Raw genomic sequence first — 14,474 nt, 5'->3', positions numbered from 1 at the left:
ACGGGATAGCCGTAAGAGGTTACGATGAGTCAAAACGTATATCAATTTATCGACCTGCAGCGCGTTGACCCGCCAAAGAAGCCGCTGAAAATTCGTAAAATTGAGTTTGTCGAAATTTATGAGCCCTTTTCTGACAGCCAGGTGAAGGCGCAGGCCGATCGCTGTCTCTCGTGCGGCAACCCTTACTGCGAGTGGAAGTGTCCGGTTCACAACTACATTCCTAACTGGCTGAAGCTGGCGAACGAAGGCCGCATTATCGAAGCGGCAGAGCTGTCGCATCAGACCAACAGTCTGCCGGAAGTGTGCGGACGCGTTTGCCCGCAGGATCGTCTGTGTGAAGGCTCCTGCACCCTGAACGACGAGTTCGGCGCGGTCACCATCGGCAATATCGAGCGCTACATTAACGATAAAGCGATGGAGATGGGCTGGCGTCCGGATATGTCGCACGTGAAACCGACCGGCAAGCGCGTGGCGATTATCGGCGCGGGTCCGGCGGGCCTCGCCTGCGCGGACGTGCTGACGCGCAACGGCGTTAAAGCGGTGGTTTACGATCGCCATCCGGAAATCGGCGGCCTGCTGACCTTCGGCATTCCGTCGTTCAAGCTGGAAAAAGAGGTGATGATTAAGCGCCGCGAACTCTTTACCGGTATGGGCATTGAGTTTCAGCTGAATACGGAAGTGGGCCGCGACGTGCAGATGAGCGACCTGCTGAACGCCTATGACGCGGTCTTCCTGGGCGTCGGCACCTATCAGTCAATGCGCGGCGGGCTGGAGAACGAGGATGCGCCGGGCGTCTATGACGCGCTGCCGTTCCTGATCGCCAACACTAAGCACACGATGGGGTTTGCGCAGCAGGACGAACAGCCTTACATCAGTATGGAAGGCAAGCGCGTCGTGGTACTGGGCGGCGGCGATACCGCGATGGACTGCGTACGCACCTCTATCCGTCAGGGCGCGACGCACGTTACCTGCGCCTACCGCCGCGACGAAGCCAACATGCCAGGCTCGAAACGCGAGGTGAAAAACGCGCGTGAAGAGGGCGTGGAATTTCAGTTCAACGTGCAGCCGCTGGGCGTCGAAATCAACGCCAGCGGTCGCGTCAGCGGCGTCAAAGTGGCGCGCACCGAGATGGGCCAGCCGGATGCGGCAGGACGTCGCCACGCGGAAATCGTGCCTGGCTCCGAGCATGTGCTGCCCGCAGACGCGGTAGTCATGGCGTTCGGCTTCCGTCCGCACAAAATGGAGTGGCTGGCCGACTTCAGCGTAGAGCTGGACGGTCAGGGACGCATTATCGCGCCGGAACAGGCTGAAAGCGCCTTCCAGACCAGCAACCCGAAAATCTTCGCCGGCGGCGATGCGGTGCGCGGTTCGGATTTGGTGGTAACGGCGATTGCCGAAGGGCGTAAAGCCGCCGAAGGCATCATGGACTATCTGGAAGTGTAAGGTTCGCGCAGCGACAAAAAAGCCGGCTATCGCAGCCGGCTTTTTTATGTGCTATTTCACCACGCGCAGCGACGGGCGATTGCCGCGCGGCGGCGGATCGTCATCCGGCGAGGGATCGTCTTCGCTGGCGTCGTCCGGGCGGTCGCCATCGATTACGGACATCACAGGATCGACCGGCGTCTCTTCGGCATCCTGCGCGCCCAGCTCGTAGGCGGGTTCCGGCTCGAACATCGTGCCCGCGCCGTTTTCACGCGCGTAGATCGCCAGAATAGCGGCCATCGGCACGGAGACCTGGCGCGGCACGCCGCCAAAACGCGCGTTAAAGCGCACTTCGTCGTTGCCGAGCTCCAGATTGCCGACCGCGCGCGGCGCAATGTTCAGCACAATCTGTCCATCGCGCGCATATTCCAGCGGCACCTGAACCCCTTCCAGATTGATGTCGACCACCAGATGCGGCGTTAGCTGGTTGTCGAGCAGCCAGTCATAGAACGCGCGCAGCAGGTAAGGACGGCGGGCTGAGAGTTGCGACATTTCCATAGGTTAGCCCCGGGCTTGCAGGCGCATTTCACGTTCCGCTTCCGTCAGTGAAGCGAGGAAAGAGTCACGCTCGAATACGCGATTCATATAGCCTTTCAGCTCTTTCGAACCGGCGCCGGCCAGATCGATGCCCATCGACGGCAGACGCCACAGCAGCGGCGCCAGGTAGCAGTCCACCAGGCTAAACTCTTCGCTCATAAAGAACGGCGTGCGGGCGAACAGCGGCGCAATCGCCAGCAGCTCTTCGCGCAGCTGTTTACGCGCGGCTTCCGCTTCCTGACCGCTGCTTTTTTCAATGGTGTGCATCAGGCTATACCAGTCCTGCTCGACGCGGTGCATCATCAGACGGCTTTCGCCGCGCGCAACCGGATAGACCGGCATCAGCGGCGGATGCGGGAAGCGTTCGTCCAGGTACTCCATGATGATACGGGATTCATACAGCGTCAGTTCGCGATCTACCAGCGTCGGCACAGTGCGATACGGGTTGAGGTCAATCAGATCCTGCGGCAGGTTATCCATTTCGACCTGCTCGATCTCTACACTAACGCCTTTTTCAGCCAGTACGATGCGTACCTGATGGCTGAAAATGTCAGTAGGACCGGAAAACAGCGTCATTACCGAACGTTTGTTGGCAGCGACAGCCATGAAAACCTCCAAGTTTGTTCACAAAAAGTTACTGCGAATAGCCAACCACACGGCGACTCACCTGCTCAATCGTTCGCTCACAGCCCGCGTTAGATCTGTCTTTCCGACATCCTGAGGGTTGACCGACATCACACGCCGACTTATGGGCGCAAAGTGACACAGAGTTTACCAGATTTTGGGCAGCTTGTGGGCGAGGATTCGAGATTTGCGGGGAATTTGCGAGCAACGCGGGGGTTTTACGCGTTTTTTGACGCGACGGGGTAGAAAATAAAAAACCCGCCGAAGCGGGTTTTTTGTGCCAATCGCAGCAGCCGAAGCCGCAAACAATTAACGCTTGGAGAACTGCGGACGACGGCGTGCTTTACGCAGACCGACTTTCTTACGTTCAACCTGACGTGCGTCACGGGTAACGAAGCCCGCTTTACGCAGTTCAGCACGCAGAGATTCGTCGTACTCCATCAGAGCGCGGGTGATGCCGTGACGGATCGCACCTGCCTGACCAGAAATACCACCACCTTTAACGGTGACGTACAGATCGAATTTACCAACCAGGTCCAGCAGCTCCAGCGGCTGACGAACTACCATGCGGGCAGTTTCGCGACCGAAATACTGTTCCAGAGAACGTTGGTTGATAACGATGTTGCCACTGCCCGGCTTGATAAATACGCGAGCGGTGGAGCTTTTGCGGCGACCAGTGCCGTAGTTTTGAGTTTCAGCCATTGCCTGTAATCCCGATTAAATGTCAAGAACTTGCGGTTGCTGTGCCGCATGGGTGTGCTCGTTGCCCGCGTAAACTTTCAGCTTACGGAACATTGCACGGCCCAGCGGGCCCTTCGGCAGCATGCCTTTAACCGCGATTTCAATCACACGCTCAGGACGGCGAGCAATCATCTCTTCAAAGGTCGCCTGTTTGATACCACCGATGTGGCCAGTGTGGTGATAGTAAATCTTGTCAGTACGCTTGTTGCCGGTAACGGCGACTTTGTCAGCGTTCAGAACGATGATGTAATCACCAGTATCAACGTGCGGAGTATATTCCGCTTTATGCTTACCACGCAGACGGCGCGCCAGTTCAGTCGCCAGGCGACCCAAGGTTTTGCCAGTTGCGTCAACAACATACCAGTCACGCTGTACGGTTTCTGGTTTAGCTGTAAAAGTTTTCATCGAAAAGCTTACCCAAATTAAGTTACACGTTGGTGAAAACCCAAACGCTTAAGTAAACGGTTGAGGCTCACACGACCATTTTGACCAGCAAGCCTACCCCTTCGGATAGAGTTACCGGAGCACAACGGATTCGGGAAATAAATCCAGTTGCTGTAACGTGGGGTCGCAAGATTATAGAGAAGTCGATTGCAAAAATCGAACCCTATTTGATCTTTTTCTTGCGCGCCCTCAGGGCAGATGCGGCAGCCGCAGATACTCCTCGCTCTGCATTTCCTGCAGGCGCGACAGGCAGCGCTGATACTCGAATTTCAGTCGCGTGCCCTGATAGATTTCGAACAGCGAGGTTTCCGCCGCGACCACCAGTTTGACGTGGCGCTCGTAGAACTCATCCACCAGCGCGAGGAAGCGGCGCGCCTGATCTTCAGTTTTATAAATCATCACCGGCACGTCGTAGAGCAGCACGCTGTGGAAACGGCGCGACAGCTCGATATAGTCATGCTGGCTGCGCCCTTCTCCGCACAGCGTCAGGAAGTCGATCGCCAGCACCCCTTCGCTGACGCCCAGCGTCGCCATCTGGCGATGGTTAATCTCCAGCACCGGCGCGTCGTCGCGCGCGCTGCCCGCCAGCGCCTTGAACATGCGCTCCATTTCGGCGTGCGTCGCCTCGTTCAGTGGCGAGTTCCACAGATGCGCCGAGGTCAGGGTGCGCAGCCGGTAGTCGATGCCGGCATCGACGTTCATCACGTCGCAGTGCTGTTTAATTTGCTCAATCGCCGGCAGGAAACGCGCGCGCTGCAGGCCGTTGCGATAGAGATCGTCTGGCGGAATGTTCGAGGTCGCCACCAGCGTAATGCCGCGTGCGAACAGCGCCTCCATCAGGGTGCCGAGCAGCATGGCGTCGGTAATGTCGGAGACGAAAAACTCGTCGAAGCAGAGAATATCGGTTTCGGCTTTAAAGCGGTCGGCGATGATCAGCAGCGGATCGCTCTGTCCCTGCAGCTGGGTTAGCTCTTCATGCACGCGCAGCATAAAGCGATGGAAGTGCAGACGCAGCTTGCGGTTGCCAGGAATAGACTGAAAAAACAAATCCATGACCCAGGTTTTGCCGCGTCCTACGCCGCCCCACATATAGAGGCCGCGCACCGGCGCCTGCGCGTCGGTTTTCTCTTTGCCCATCAGTCGGGACAGGCGGCCGAATAATCCTTTGCCGCTGGCGGGCGGTTCGGGCTGACGCGCGAGTAAGGCCCGCTGGACGGCGTCCAGTCGGGTGATGGCGTCGCGTTGTACATCATCGGGTTTAAAGTCGCCCTGCGACAGCGCCTGCTCATAGCGCGCAAGCGGAGATGAGGTTTGCATTGGTTCTCTCAGAATCCCTGAAAAGGTCTTATTCACAGTTCGGTTGATGAAAAAAAGGCCGCTCTACACTAAAGCATGCCGCCTCAGAGTTCCACATCCATAAGATTAACGGGTATAGTGACTACTATTGAAATGGTGGATGCCCTACAAACAACGGAAATTACATGGGAGTCATTATGACCTGGGAATACGGGTTAATTGGTTTAGTAATTGGCATTATTGTCGGCGCGGTTGCCATGCGTTTCGGTAACAAAAAACTGCGCGAGCAGCGCAGCATGCAGTACGAGCTGGAGAAGTCTAAAGCAGAGCTGGCGGACTACCGCGAAGAGCTGACCAACCACTTTGCGCAGAGCGCCGAGCTGCTGGACAACATGGCGCGCGACTACCGCCAGCTTTATCAGCACATGGCGAAAGGATCGAACGATCTGCTGCCGAACCTGCCGGGCGAGAAAAACCCCTTTGCCTATCAGCTGACTGAAGCGGAAGCGGATAACGATCAGGCGCCGGTCCAGATCCCGCGCGACTACTCCGAAGGCGCTTCCGGCCTGCTGCGTGGCGAACGCGCCGCGCGCGACTAGTCTTATTGGGGCGTAACCCGGTTGCGCCCCGCATTTTTGCGAACCCAGACCCTGAATCAGCTGTCACATACGTTTACTCCCCCACTTTTCGCAGCGAGAGCGTTCTAGCAATGAAAAAACAAGCACGTCTGTTAAGCGCATTAGCCTTGAGTATCGGAATGAGCCTGGCCGCAACGCCTGCGGCGATGGCGACCCTGCCCGCGCAGATTCAGGGCCAGCCGCTACCCAGCCTGGCGCCGATGCTGGAAAAAGTGTTGCCGGCGGTGGTCAGCGTCCATGTTGAAGGCACGGAAACCGCCAGCCAGGCGCAGGATATTCCCGAGCCGTTGAAACGCTTCTTCGGCCAGGGGCCTGGCGGCGATCAGGCGCAGCCGTTCGAGGGCTTAGGCTCCGGCGTGATTATCGACGCCGCTAAGGGCTACATCCTGACCAATAACCACGTGGTCAACGGCGCGGACAAGATCAGCGTGCAGCTTGGCGACGGCAGCGAATATGACGCGAAGCTAATCGGCCATGACGAACAGACCGACATCGCGCTGATTCAGGTCGAAGGCGCGAAGAACCTGACGCAGGTGAAAATCGCCGACTCCGATCAGCTAAAAGTGGGCGACTTCGCCGTGGCGATCGGCAACCCGTTTGGGCTGGGTCAGACCGCGACCTCCGGCATTATTTCTGCGCTGGGGCGCAGCGGACTTAACCTCGAAGGGCTGGAAAACTTTATCCAGACCGACGCGGCGATTAACCGCGGTAACTCCGGCGGCGCGCTGGTTAATCTCAACGGCGAACTGATCGGCATCAACACCGCGATTCTGGCGTCGAGCGGCGGCAATATCGGTATCGGCTTCGCTATCCCGAGCGATATGGCGATGAACCTGGCGCAGCAGTTGATTAAATATGGCGAAGTGAAGCGCGGTCAGCTCGGCATTAAAGGCACCGAGATGACGGCGGACATCGCCAAGGCGTTTAACGTCGATGCGCAGCGCGGCGCCTTCGTCTCTGAAGTGCTGCCGCAGTCTGCGGCGCAGAAAGCGGGCATTAAGTCAGGCGATATTATCACCTCGATTAACGACAAGCCGATCACCAGCTTTGCCGAACTGCGCGTGAAAGTGGGCACGACCGCGCCGGGCGAGAAAGTGAAGCTCGGCCTGTTGCGCGACGGCAAGCCGCTTTCGGTAGAGGTGACGCTGGAGCAAAGCGCGCAGACCACGGCCAGCGCGCAGCTGATGTCCCCTGCGCTGCAGGGCGCGATGCTGAGCGATGGCGCGACCAAAACCGGCGACAAGGGCGTGAAGATCGACAGCATCGAAAAAGGCACTCCGGCTGAGCAGGTCGGTCTGCAAAAAGATGATGTCATTGTCGGCGTTAACCGCACGCGCGTCACCAGCCTTGCCGAGATGCGCAAAGTGCTGGAAGGCAAACCGCCGGTGCTGGCGCTGAACGTGGTGCGCGGCGACGAGTCTATTTACCTCCTGCTGCGTTAATCCCTGCTACAGGCGAACAACACAAGCGCGTGTTTGTTCGCCTTTCTCGTGCTATTCTGCCCTGCGATCTCCCCCTGGCGTAAGTTAACACCATGTTTCCTAAACTTTTGCGTTCAGTGGTGTTGGGCCTGATTGTCGCCGGCATTTTGCTTGCGGCCCTGCCCGCACTGCGTATGGGCGGCACCAGCGCCCTTCTCAACCGTGACGACAGCGAAGACCAGACGCCTTTCAGCTTTAACGCCGGCGTCCGCCGCGCCGTGCCTGCGGTGGTCAACGTCTACAACCGCAGCGCCCACGGCGGCAATAACAATCGCGGCATTACCACACTCGGTTCCGGCGTCATCATGAACGCCAAAGGCTACATCCTGACCAACAAGCACGTGATCAATAATGCCGATCAAATTATCGTCGCGCTGCAGGATGGCCGCTTCTTTGAAGCCAACCTGGTCGGCTCCGACGCCATGACCGATCTGGCGGTGCTGAAGATCACCGCGTCCAGCCTGCCGGTGATCCCGATTAACCCGCACCGCGTGCCGCATATCGGCGATGTGGTGATGGCGATCGGCAACCCCTATAACCTCGGGCAAACCGTTACGCAGGGCATTATCAGCGCCACGGGCCGCGTCGGCCTGAGCTCATCCGGACGTCAGAACTTCCTGCAAACCGACGCCTCAATCAACCAGGGTAACTCCGGCGGCGCGCTGATTAACTCGCTGGGCGAGCTGATGGGCATCAATACCCTGACCTTTGATAAAAGCAACGACGGCGAGACGCCGGAAGGCATTGGCTTCGCTATCCCTACCGCGCTGGCGAGCAAGATTATGGATAAGCTTATCCGCGACGGCCGCGTTATCCGCGGCTATATCGGTATCACCGGACGCGAGCTGCCTGCGCTACATAATCAGGGCAGCGGCATCGATCACGTGCAGGGCATTATCGTCAGCGTGGTGACGCCGGACGGACCTGCGGAGAAAGCGGGCGTGCAGGTCAACGACGTGCTGCTGAGCGTTAACGGTAAACAGGCTATCTCCGCGCAGGAGACGATGGATCAGGTTGCGGAGATCCGCCCTGGCTCAGTGATTAAAGTCGAAGTGCTGCGCAACGATCGGAAGCTGACGCTGCCGGTGACCATTCAGGAGTTTCCCGACAGCGGGAATTAACCGAACGTCTTTCCGGCCGCACCGGCATTAAAACGCGGGTAGCGGGAACCGAAGAGCAAAGCGTCCCGCTATCTTGTTTAGCTGCGATCCACCGGAAACGCGATCACCTCGCTCAGCGAATCCGCCTTCAGCGCCAGCATAATCAAACGATCCACGCCCAGCGCCACGCCGGAACAGGCAGGCATGCCGTGCGCCAGCGCATCCAGCAGATAGGTATCGACCGGATGCTGCGGCAGTCCGCGCGCCGCGCGCCGCCGGTTATCCTGCTCGAAGCGCTGACTCTGCTCGCGGCTGTCGGTCAGCTCGCGGAAACCATTCGCCAGCTCCACGCCCTTGTAGTAGACCTCGAAACGCTCCGCGACGCGGTGATCTTCCGTGCTAATTTCGGCCAGTGCCGCCTGGCTGGCAGGGAAATGGTAAACGAAGGTTGGCTTATCGATGCCGATCTTCGGCTCCACGCCCAGCATAAACAGCAGCATCAGCAGGGTATCGCGATCCTCTTCGCGATTCGCCAGTTCGCCCTCGCCCAGCTTCTCCGCCGCTTCGCGCAGCTGCGCTTTATCCGCTGACAGCGGGTCGAGATCGAGATGGCGAATAAACGCCTGCTGATAGGAGAGCGATTCCGCACTGTCGCACTCCAGTACCTGCTGCAGCAGATCGTCGACCTCATTCATCAGGCGATACATATCGTAGTGCGGGCGATACCACTCCAGCATGGTGAATTCAGGATTATGATGGCGCCCCGCCTCTTCGTTGCGGAAACAGCGGCTCATCTGATAGATAGGTCCGCTGCCCGCCGCCAGCAGACGCTTCATATGGTATTCCGGGCTGGTCATCAGCCAGAGATCGCGTCCCTGCGTCGCGCCAGGACCGACAAAGCGCGTCTGAAAGGGCACCAGATGGATATCGGTGACGGTCGCCTGGCTCATCGCCGGCGTATCGACCTCAAGCACGCCGCGATCGGCAAAGAAACGTCGAATTTCCGCGAGGATAGCGGCACGTTTCAACAAATTGGCAATGGGTGCGCTCGGCTGCCAGCTTGCCGTTTCGCTCATGGTGATGACTCCTTATACAAATAAGGGGTGGAAGTCTACCTGCATTGCCTCCGGCAGACAATCAGCCGTCCGAAGCCAGAGAAAAATCGCAGCGGCAACTATACTTAATCTGTTCAACCAAAAAGGAATCGCTTATGTCCCCATGGAAAACCTTCATCGCAGGCCTTGGCTCAATGCTGTCAGTAGCCTGCTCTACCACGCCGCCGAAAAACGTTACCGTCGTCGAAGGGTTCGACAGCCAGCGCTATCTCGGCACCTGGTATGAAATCGCGCGCCTCGACCACCGCTTCGAACGCGGCCTGGAACAGGTCACGGCGACCTACAGCCCGCGCGACGACGGCGGCCTTAAGGTCATCAACCGCGGCTACAAGCCGCAGAAGCAAAAATGGCAGGAGAGCGTAGGCAAGGCGTACTTCACCGGCGACCCGCAGCGCGCCGCGCTAAAAGTCTCTTTCTTTGGTCCCTTCTACGGCGGCTACAACGTTATCGCGCTGGACAAGGATTACCGCTATGCGCTGGTATGCGGTCCAAATCGTCACTATCTGTGGATATTATCGCGCACGCCGCAGCTGGATGAGGGCGTGAAGCAGAAGCTGGTGGAACAGGCGCGGCAGGCCGGTTTCCCGGTCGAGGATCTGATTTGGGTTAAGCAGAAATAACCGGTACGACAGAATCGTACCGGCTTGAAGATATTACTGCGCAGTACGCTGAATAGCCTGGCCGCCCGCTTCTACGTCTTCGCCGACACCACGCGTGGTGTTACAAGCGGACAGCAGAGAAGAGAGCACCAGCACTGAGAAAATCGCAACAATACTTTTCTTTAACATGGCAATATCCTTTTTGTGGTTGCAGTCAAGTACAGCGCTTTAAGCATAGACCGCTTATGGCCAAACGTACTGAAACGCAGCGAAAAAAGGTTATCGTCTGGGACTATTTCGCCGCGCGCGAGATAGCGCCGCCAAGGTGGGAAACATCTTCGCCGAAGCCATGAAAGGTATTACAGGCGCTGAGCACAGAACAGGCCAGCAGCACAAGAGTGAAAAGCGTCAGCTGTTTTTTCATTCTTCTTAACTCACCAAAGAAAAAGGCGCATCCCAGGATGCGCCTTCGCACTTATTTTACGCGTGAAACGTATTCGCCGGAGCGGGTATCGACTTTTACCACTTCGCCGATCTGAACGAACAGCGGCACTTTAACCACGGCGCCGGTCGCCAGTTTAGCAGGCTTGCCGCCGGTGCCGGCGGTATCGCCTTTCAGGCCCGGATCGGTTTCAATGACTTCTGCTTCGATAAAGTTCGGCGCCTGAACGGCGATGGCTTTGTTGTTCCACAGGGTAACGATACACTCTGCGTTGTCCTGCAGCCATTTCTGCACGTCTTCCAGCACTTTCGATTCAACCTGGTACTGCTCGAAGGTTTCCGGGTGCATAAAGTAGAAGAAGTCGCCGTCGTTGTAAGAGTACTGCAGCGTCATATCAACAACGTCCGCGCCTTCAGCTGAGTCGGTAGACTTGAAGGTTTTCTCAACGCGCGTACCGGTCAGCAGACGACGCATTTTAACGCGTGCGAATGCCTGGCCTTTACCTGGCTTAACGAACTCACTGGATTCGATGGCGTAAGGTTCGCCTTCGAACATGATTTTAAGACCGGAACGAAAATCGTTGCTAAGATAAGTCGCCATAAAGGCCCTCTGTAAATATTGAACTGGTAATAGCCAAAAAAATGGCACACATTGTAACCCTAAAAACCCCTTCCAGAGAAGATTGGTTGCAGCAACTTGCTGATGTTGTCACCGAACCTGATGAATTACTGCAACTTTTAGGCCTTGAGCACCATGCGGAACTGGCCGCTGGCCGCGACGCCCGTCAGCTTTTCGCGCTGCGCGTGCCGCGCGCCTTTATCGCGCGCATGAAGCCGGGCGACGCGCAGGATCCCCTGCTGCTGCAGGTGCTTACCCAGCGCGAGGAGTTTATCCAGGCGCCTGGCTACAGCGCCGATCCGCTCGACGAGCAAAGCAGCGTGGTGCCGGGCTTATTGCATAAGTACAGAAACCGCGCGCTGCTGCTGGTCAAAGGCGGCTGCGCGGTCAACTGCCGCTACTGCTTCCGCCGTCACTTTCCCTATCAGGATAACCCCGGCAACAAGCGCAGCTGGCAAACGGCTATCGACTATATCGCCGCCCATCCCGAACTGGACGAAATCATCTTCTCCGGCGGCGATCCGCTGATGGCGAAGGATCATGAACTGGCGTGGCTGATTGAGGCGCTGGCGCAGATCCCCCATCTAAAACGACTGCGTATCCACAGCCGCCTGCCGGTGGTTATTCCGGCGCGCATCACGGACGAGCTGTGTCGGATGCTGGCGGAAACGCGCCTGCAGGTATTAATGGTGACCCATATCAACCATGCGCAGGAGATCGACGCCTCGCTGGCGGCCGCGATGCAGCAGCTGAAGCGCGCCGGCGTGACCTTGCTTAACCAGAGCGTGCTGTTGCGCGGCGTCAATAACCACGCTCAGGCGCTCGCCGATCTCAGCAACGCGCTGTTCGACGCGGGCATTCTGCCCTACTACCTGCACGTTCTGGATAAGGTGCAGGGCGCGGCGCACTTTTACGTCTCCGATGAAGAGGCGCGCGCGCTGGTGCGCACGCTGCTGACGCAGGTGTCCGGCTATATGGTGCCTAAGCTGGCGCGAGAGATTGGCGGCGAGCCGAGTAAAACGCCGCTCGACCTGCAGCTGCGCCAGGAGTAGCGAGCCAACATCCCGCCCACAAAAATTAACGGCCGGTATAAACCGGCCGTTATCAACAGGATGGCGAAGACGATCAGGCTTTCGCCGGGCATTTATAGACCTGCCCGTTCATTTTGCTGTCCAGAGGCGCGAAAGCGGACCACAGGTTTTGCGTCGGGCTGGTCGCGCCGTAAATCACATTGCCGCCCATTTCCGCCGCGCGGTTGCGCAGATCGTTGGCCGCGCCGCGCAGCGAGCTGCCCTCGCCGCCGGAACCGCTCAGCCAGTTACTCTGTGAACCGGTGACATTACCCAGAAGCTGACAGTCGCTGCCCGGTTGTTGATCGGTGAAGGTGACACGTTCGCCGCCAGCGCTCAGCTGATGAGAGCTGCTGCATCCCGCCAGCAACAAGGTACCGACCGCCAGTCCGAGCAAGAGGTTAATCCGCATTGTAATCCCCATTTATTATCATCAGTATCGGGCGGCAGCGTAGCAGAAAAGTATCTCTTTTTTCTGAACATTCATTGCCCTGAACCCGCAAAGCCGAAGTATTGCGCCCTTACTTATACCCTTTTCATCTGCAAAAGAAAAACCCCCGACCGTTTCCGATCGGGGGTTTTTCAGATAGCAAAAGCGTCAGGGCAATTACATCATGCCGCCCATTCCGCCCATGCCGCCAGCGCCAGCACCTAAATCAGGCGCGTCGCCTTTCGGCAGGTCGGTCACCATGCACTCGGTGGTGATCATCAGACCAGCAACAGAGGCCGCGTACTGCAGCGCAGAACGGGTCACTTTGGTTGGGTCCAGGATACCGAAGTCGATCATGTTGCCGTATTCTTCAGTCTGCGCGTTGTAACCGTAGTTGCCGTCGCCCGCTTTCACGTTGTTAGCGACAACAGACGGCTCTTCGCCGGCGTTAGAAACGATCTGACGCAGCGGCGCTTCCATTGCGCGCAGCGCAACTTTAATACCGACGTTCTGATCTTCGTTCTGACCACGCAGATCGGCCAGCTGTGCTGCAACGCGAACCAGCGCTACGCCGCCGCCCGCTACCACGCCTTCTTCTACCGCAGCACGGGTCGCGTGCAGGGCATCTTCAACGCGGGCTTTCTTCTCTTTCATTTCAACTTCAGTTGCTGCGCCTACTTTCAGCACGGCCACGCCGCCTGCCAGTTTCGCTACGCGCTCCTGCAGTTTTTCTTTGTCGTAGTCAGAGGTCGCTTCTTCGATCTGCTGACGAATCTGGGTTACGCGGCCCTGAATCGTCGCCTCTTCACCCACACCGTCGATGATGGTGGTGGTGTCTTTGTTGATCACAACGCGTTTTGCCTGGCCCAGATCTTCCAGCGCCGCTTTTTCCAGCTCCATACCGATCTCTTCAGAGATAACGGTACCGCCAGTCAGGATAGCGATATCCTGCAGCATTGCTTTACGACGATCGCCGAAGCCCGGCGCTTTCACCGCAGCGACTTTTACGATGCCGCGCATGGTGTTGACCACCAGCGTCGCCAGCGCTTCGCCTTCAACATCTTCAGCAACGATCAGCAGCGGTTTGCCTGCTTTAGCCACGGCTTCCAGCACCGGCAGCATTTCGCGGATGTTGGAGATTTTCTTGTCAGCCAGCAGGATGAACGGCGATTCCAGTTCAACTGCGCCGGTTTCCGGCTTGTTGATGAAGTACGGAGAGAGGTAGCCGCGGTCAAACTGCATACCTTCAACTACGTCCAGCTCGTCCTGCAGACCGGTGCCTTCTTCAACGGTGATAACGCCTTCTTTACCCACTTTTTCCATCGCCTGGGCGATCAGGGTACCGACGCTCTCATCGGAGTTAGCGGAAATGGTGCCGACCTGGGCGATAGCTTTAGAGTCTGAGCAAGGAACGGACAGCGCTTTCAGCTGCTCAACCGCCGCGATAACGGCCTGGTCGATACCGCGCTTCAGATCCATCGGGTTCATACCCGCAGCCACAGCTTTCAGGCCTTCGGTGATGATTGACTGAGCCAGTACGGTTGCGGTGGTGGTACCGTCGCCTGCTGCGTCGTTCGCTTTAGAGGCAACTTCTTTCACCATCTGCGCGCCCATGTTTTCGAACTTGTCTTCCAGTTCGATCTCACGCGCTACGGACACGCCATCTTTAGTGATGGTCGGTGCACCAAAAGATTTATCCAGAACCACGTTACGGCCTTTCGGGCCCAGGGTAACTTTTACTGCATCTGCCAGTACGTTCACGCCGCGCAGCATTTTTACGCGAGCGTCATTACCGAATTTTACGTCTTTAGCTGCCATTTCAATTGTCCCTTAAATTCGTTTCGTTCAGTGAGTTCC

17 protein-coding genes are annotated in these 14,474 nt (G+C 57.6%); 6 read left to right on the top strand and 11 right to left on the bottom strand.

What is annotated here, in order from left to right:
* Positions 1 to 24 precede the first annotated feature (24 nt).
* On the top strand, positions 25 to 1,443 hold the full coding sequence (locus B3229_RS10760) for a glutamate synthase small subunit (RefSeq protein WP_286870663.1): 1,419 nt from the start codon (positions 25 to 27) through the stop codon (positions 1,441 to 1,443).
* 51 nt (positions 1,444 to 1,494) lie between these two features.
* Here the strand turns inward: B3229_RS10760 and sspB are convergent, their stop codons facing one another.
* From sspB to zapE, 5 genes are all read right to left on the bottom strand, one after another.
* Positions 1,495 to 1,980, bottom strand: a complete 486-nt coding sequence (sspB, locus tag B3229_RS10755; protein WP_048784686.1) for a ClpXP protease specificity-enhancing factor — start codon at positions 1,978 to 1,980, stop codon at positions 1,495 to 1,497.
* A 3-nt stretch (positions 1,981 to 1,983) separates the two neighbouring features.
* Positions 1,984 to 2,625, bottom strand: coding sequence for a stringent starvation protein SspA (sspA, locus tag B3229_RS10750; protein ID WP_033749254.1), 642 nt, complete (start codon positions 2,623 to 2,625; stop codon positions 1,984 to 1,986).
* A gap of 327 nt (positions 2,626 to 2,952) precedes the next feature.
* Positions 2,953 to 3,345, bottom strand: a complete 393-nt coding sequence (gene rpsI, locus B3229_RS10745; protein ID WP_031375459.1) for a 30S ribosomal protein S9 — start codon at positions 3,343 to 3,345, stop codon at positions 2,953 to 2,955.
* A 15-nt stretch (positions 3,346 to 3,360) separates the two neighbouring features.
* Positions 3,361 to 3,789, bottom strand: coding sequence for a 50S ribosomal protein L13 (rplM, locus tag B3229_RS10740; RefSeq protein WP_033793286.1), 429 nt, complete (start codon positions 3,787 to 3,789; stop codon positions 3,361 to 3,363).
* Positions 3,790 to 4,017: 228 nt separating this feature from the next.
* Positions 4,018 to 5,145 carry a cell division protein ZapE gene (zapE, locus tag B3229_RS10735; RefSeq protein WP_048784687.1) on the bottom strand — a complete coding sequence of 376 codons (1,128 nt, stop codon included), beginning with the start codon at positions 5,143 to 5,145 and terminating at the stop codon, positions 4,018 to 4,020.
* 176 nt (positions 5,146 to 5,321) lie between these two features.
* Between zapE and zapG the strand changes: the two genes are divergently transcribed.
* The 3 genes from zapG (at position 5,322) to degS (ending at position 8,364) form a co-directional block, all read left to right on the top strand.
* Positions 5,322 to 5,723: a Z-ring associated protein ZapG gene (gene zapG, locus B3229_RS10730; RefSeq protein ID WP_033749631.1), complete on the top strand. Its 402-nt coding sequence runs from the start codon at positions 5,322 to 5,324 to the stop codon at positions 5,721 to 5,723.
* A gap of 110 nt (positions 5,724 to 5,833) precedes the next feature.
* Positions 5,834 to 7,204 carry a serine endoprotease DegQ gene (gene degQ, locus B3229_RS10725; RefSeq protein ID WP_033749251.1) on the top strand — a complete coding sequence of 457 codons (1,371 nt, stop codon included), beginning with the start codon at positions 5,834 to 5,836 and terminating at the stop codon, positions 7,202 to 7,204.
* 92 nt (positions 7,205 to 7,296) lie between these two features.
* Positions 7,297 to 8,364 (top strand): outer membrane-stress sensor serine endopeptidase DegS, encoded by a 1,068-nt coding sequence (degS, locus tag B3229_RS10720; protein WP_286870658.1) that lies wholly within the window; start codon positions 7,297 to 7,299, stop codon positions 8,362 to 8,364.
* 77 nt (positions 8,365 to 8,441) lie between these two features.
* Here the strand turns inward: degS and epmA are convergent, their stop codons facing one another.
* A complete protein-coding gene (epmA, locus tag B3229_RS10715; RefSeq protein ID WP_286870656.1) occupies positions 8,442 to 9,419 on the bottom strand; it encodes an elongation factor P--(R)-beta-lysine ligase in 978 nt (325 codons plus the stop codon).
* A gap of 134 nt (positions 9,420 to 9,553) precedes the next feature.
* Between epmA and B3229_RS10710 the strand changes: the two genes are divergently transcribed.
* Positions 9,554 to 10,078, top strand: coding sequence for a lipocalin family protein (locus B3229_RS10710; RefSeq protein WP_033749248.1), 525 nt, complete (start codon positions 9,554 to 9,556; stop codon positions 10,076 to 10,078).
* A gap of 33 nt (positions 10,079 to 10,111) precedes the next feature.
* Here the strand turns inward: B3229_RS10710 and B3229_RS10705 are convergent, their stop codons facing one another.
* From B3229_RS10705 to efp, 3 genes are all read right to left on the bottom strand, one after another.
* Positions 10,112 to 10,246, bottom strand: coding sequence for an entericidin A/B family lipoprotein (locus B3229_RS10705; protein ID WP_033749247.1), 135 nt, complete (start codon positions 10,244 to 10,246; stop codon positions 10,112 to 10,114).
* Between the two features lie 103 nt (positions 10,247 to 10,349).
* The gene (locus tag B3229_RS10700; RefSeq protein WP_065426305.1) at positions 10,350 to 10,481 is read right to left on the bottom strand and encodes an entericidin A/B family lipoprotein; all 132 of its coding nucleotides are present in this window, start codon (positions 10,479 to 10,481) and stop codon (positions 10,350 to 10,352) included.
* Between the two features lie 51 nt (positions 10,482 to 10,532).
* The gene (gene efp, locus B3229_RS10695; protein WP_033749246.1) at positions 10,533 to 11,099 is read right to left on the bottom strand and encodes an elongation factor P; all 567 of its coding nucleotides are present in this window, start codon (positions 11,097 to 11,099) and stop codon (positions 10,533 to 10,535) included.
* Positions 11,100 to 11,140: 41 nt separating this feature from the next.
* Here efp and epmB point away from each other — a divergent pair, with 41 nt between their 5' ends.
* Positions 11,141 to 12,169 (top strand): EF-P beta-lysylation protein EpmB, encoded by a 1,029-nt coding sequence (gene epmB, locus B3229_RS10690; protein ID WP_286870651.1) that lies wholly within the window; start codon positions 11,141 to 11,143, stop codon positions 12,167 to 12,169.
* A 73-nt stretch (positions 12,170 to 12,242) separates the two neighbouring features.
* Here epmB and B3229_RS10685 read toward each other — a convergent pair whose 3' ends face one another.
* On the bottom strand, positions 12,243 to 12,599 hold the full coding sequence (locus tag B3229_RS10685; protein WP_033749244.1) for a DUF4156 domain-containing protein: 357 nt from the start codon (positions 12,597 to 12,599) through the stop codon (positions 12,243 to 12,245).
* A 195-nt stretch (positions 12,600 to 12,794) separates the two neighbouring features.
* Positions 12,795 to 14,435 carry a chaperonin GroEL gene (gene groL, locus B3229_RS10680; RefSeq protein ID WP_286870648.1) on the bottom strand — a complete coding sequence of 547 codons (1,641 nt, stop codon included), beginning with the start codon at positions 14,433 to 14,435 and terminating at the stop codon, positions 12,795 to 12,797.
* Positions 14,436 to 14,474 lie beyond the last annotated feature (39 nt).

Source organism: Pantoea sp. UBA5035 (genome assembly GCF_002415245.1).
Taxonomy (GTDB): Bacteria; Pseudomonadota; Gammaproteobacteria; order Enterobacterales; family Enterobacteriaceae; genus Pantoea; species Pantoea septica.
Note: the sequence above shows the minus strand (reverse complement) of the source record. Positions and strands in the feature narration are given on the sequence as shown.

What these genes read in the sequence shown, in the direction of transcription:
- B3229_RS10760 (WP_286870663.1), top strand. Translation starts at nt 25, where the DNA reads ATGAGTCAAAACGTATATCAATTTATCGACCTGCAGCGCGTTGACCCG.
- sspB (WP_048784686.1), bottom strand. Translation starts at nt 1,980, where the DNA reads ATGGAAATGTCGCAACTCTCAGCCCGCCGTCCTTACCTGCTGCGCGCG.
- sspA (WP_033749254.1), bottom strand. Translation starts at nt 2,625, where the DNA reads ATGGCTGTCGCTGCCAACAAACGTTCGGTAATGACGCTGTTTTCCGGT.
- rpsI (WP_031375459.1), bottom strand. Translation starts at nt 3,345, where the DNA reads ATGGCTGAAACTCAAAACTACGGCACTGGTCGCCGCAAAAGCTCCACC.
- rplM (WP_033793286.1), bottom strand. Translation starts at nt 3,789, where the DNA reads ATGAAAACTTTTACAGCTAAACCAGAAACCGTACAGCGTGACTGGTAT.
- zapE (WP_048784687.1), bottom strand. Translation starts at nt 5,145, where the DNA reads ATGCAAACCTCATCTCCGCTTGCGCGCTATGAGCAGGCGCTGTCGCAG.
- zapG (WP_033749631.1), top strand. Translation starts at nt 5,322, where the DNA reads ATGACCTGGGAATACGGGTTAATTGGTTTAGTAATTGGCATTATTGTC.
- degQ (WP_033749251.1), top strand. Translation starts at nt 5,834, where the DNA reads ATGAAAAAACAAGCACGTCTGTTAAGCGCATTAGCCTTGAGTATCGGA.
- degS (WP_286870658.1), top strand. Translation starts at nt 7,297, where the DNA reads ATGTTTCCTAAACTTTTGCGTTCAGTGGTGTTGGGCCTGATTGTCGCC.
- epmA (WP_286870656.1), bottom strand. Translation starts at nt 9,419, where the DNA reads ATGAGCGAAACGGCAAGCTGGCAGCCGAGCGCACCCATTGCCAATTTG.
- B3229_RS10710 (WP_033749248.1), top strand. Translation starts at nt 9,554, where the DNA reads ATGTCCCCATGGAAAACCTTCATCGCAGGCCTTGGCTCAATGCTGTCA.
- B3229_RS10705 (WP_033749247.1), bottom strand. Translation starts at nt 10,246, where the DNA reads ATGTTAAAGAAAAGTATTGTTGCGATTTTCTCAGTGCTGGTGCTCTCT.
- B3229_RS10700 (WP_065426305.1), bottom strand. Translation starts at nt 10,481, where the DNA reads ATGAAAAAACAGCTGACGCTTTTCACTCTTGTGCTGCTGGCCTGTTCT.
- efp (WP_033749246.1), bottom strand. Translation starts at nt 11,099, where the DNA reads ATGGCGACTTATCTTAGCAACGATTTTCGTTCCGGTCTTAAAATCATG.
- epmB (WP_286870651.1), top strand. Translation starts at nt 11,141, where the DNA reads ATGGCACACATTGTAACCCTAAAAACCCCTTCCAGAGAAGATTGGTTG.
- B3229_RS10685 (WP_033749244.1), bottom strand. Translation starts at nt 12,599, where the DNA reads ATGCGGATTAACCTCTTGCTCGGACTGGCGGTCGGTACCTTGTTGCTG.
- groL (WP_286870648.1), bottom strand. Translation starts at nt 14,435, where the DNA reads ATGGCAGCTAAAGACGTAAAATTCGGTAATGACGCTCGCGTAAAAATG.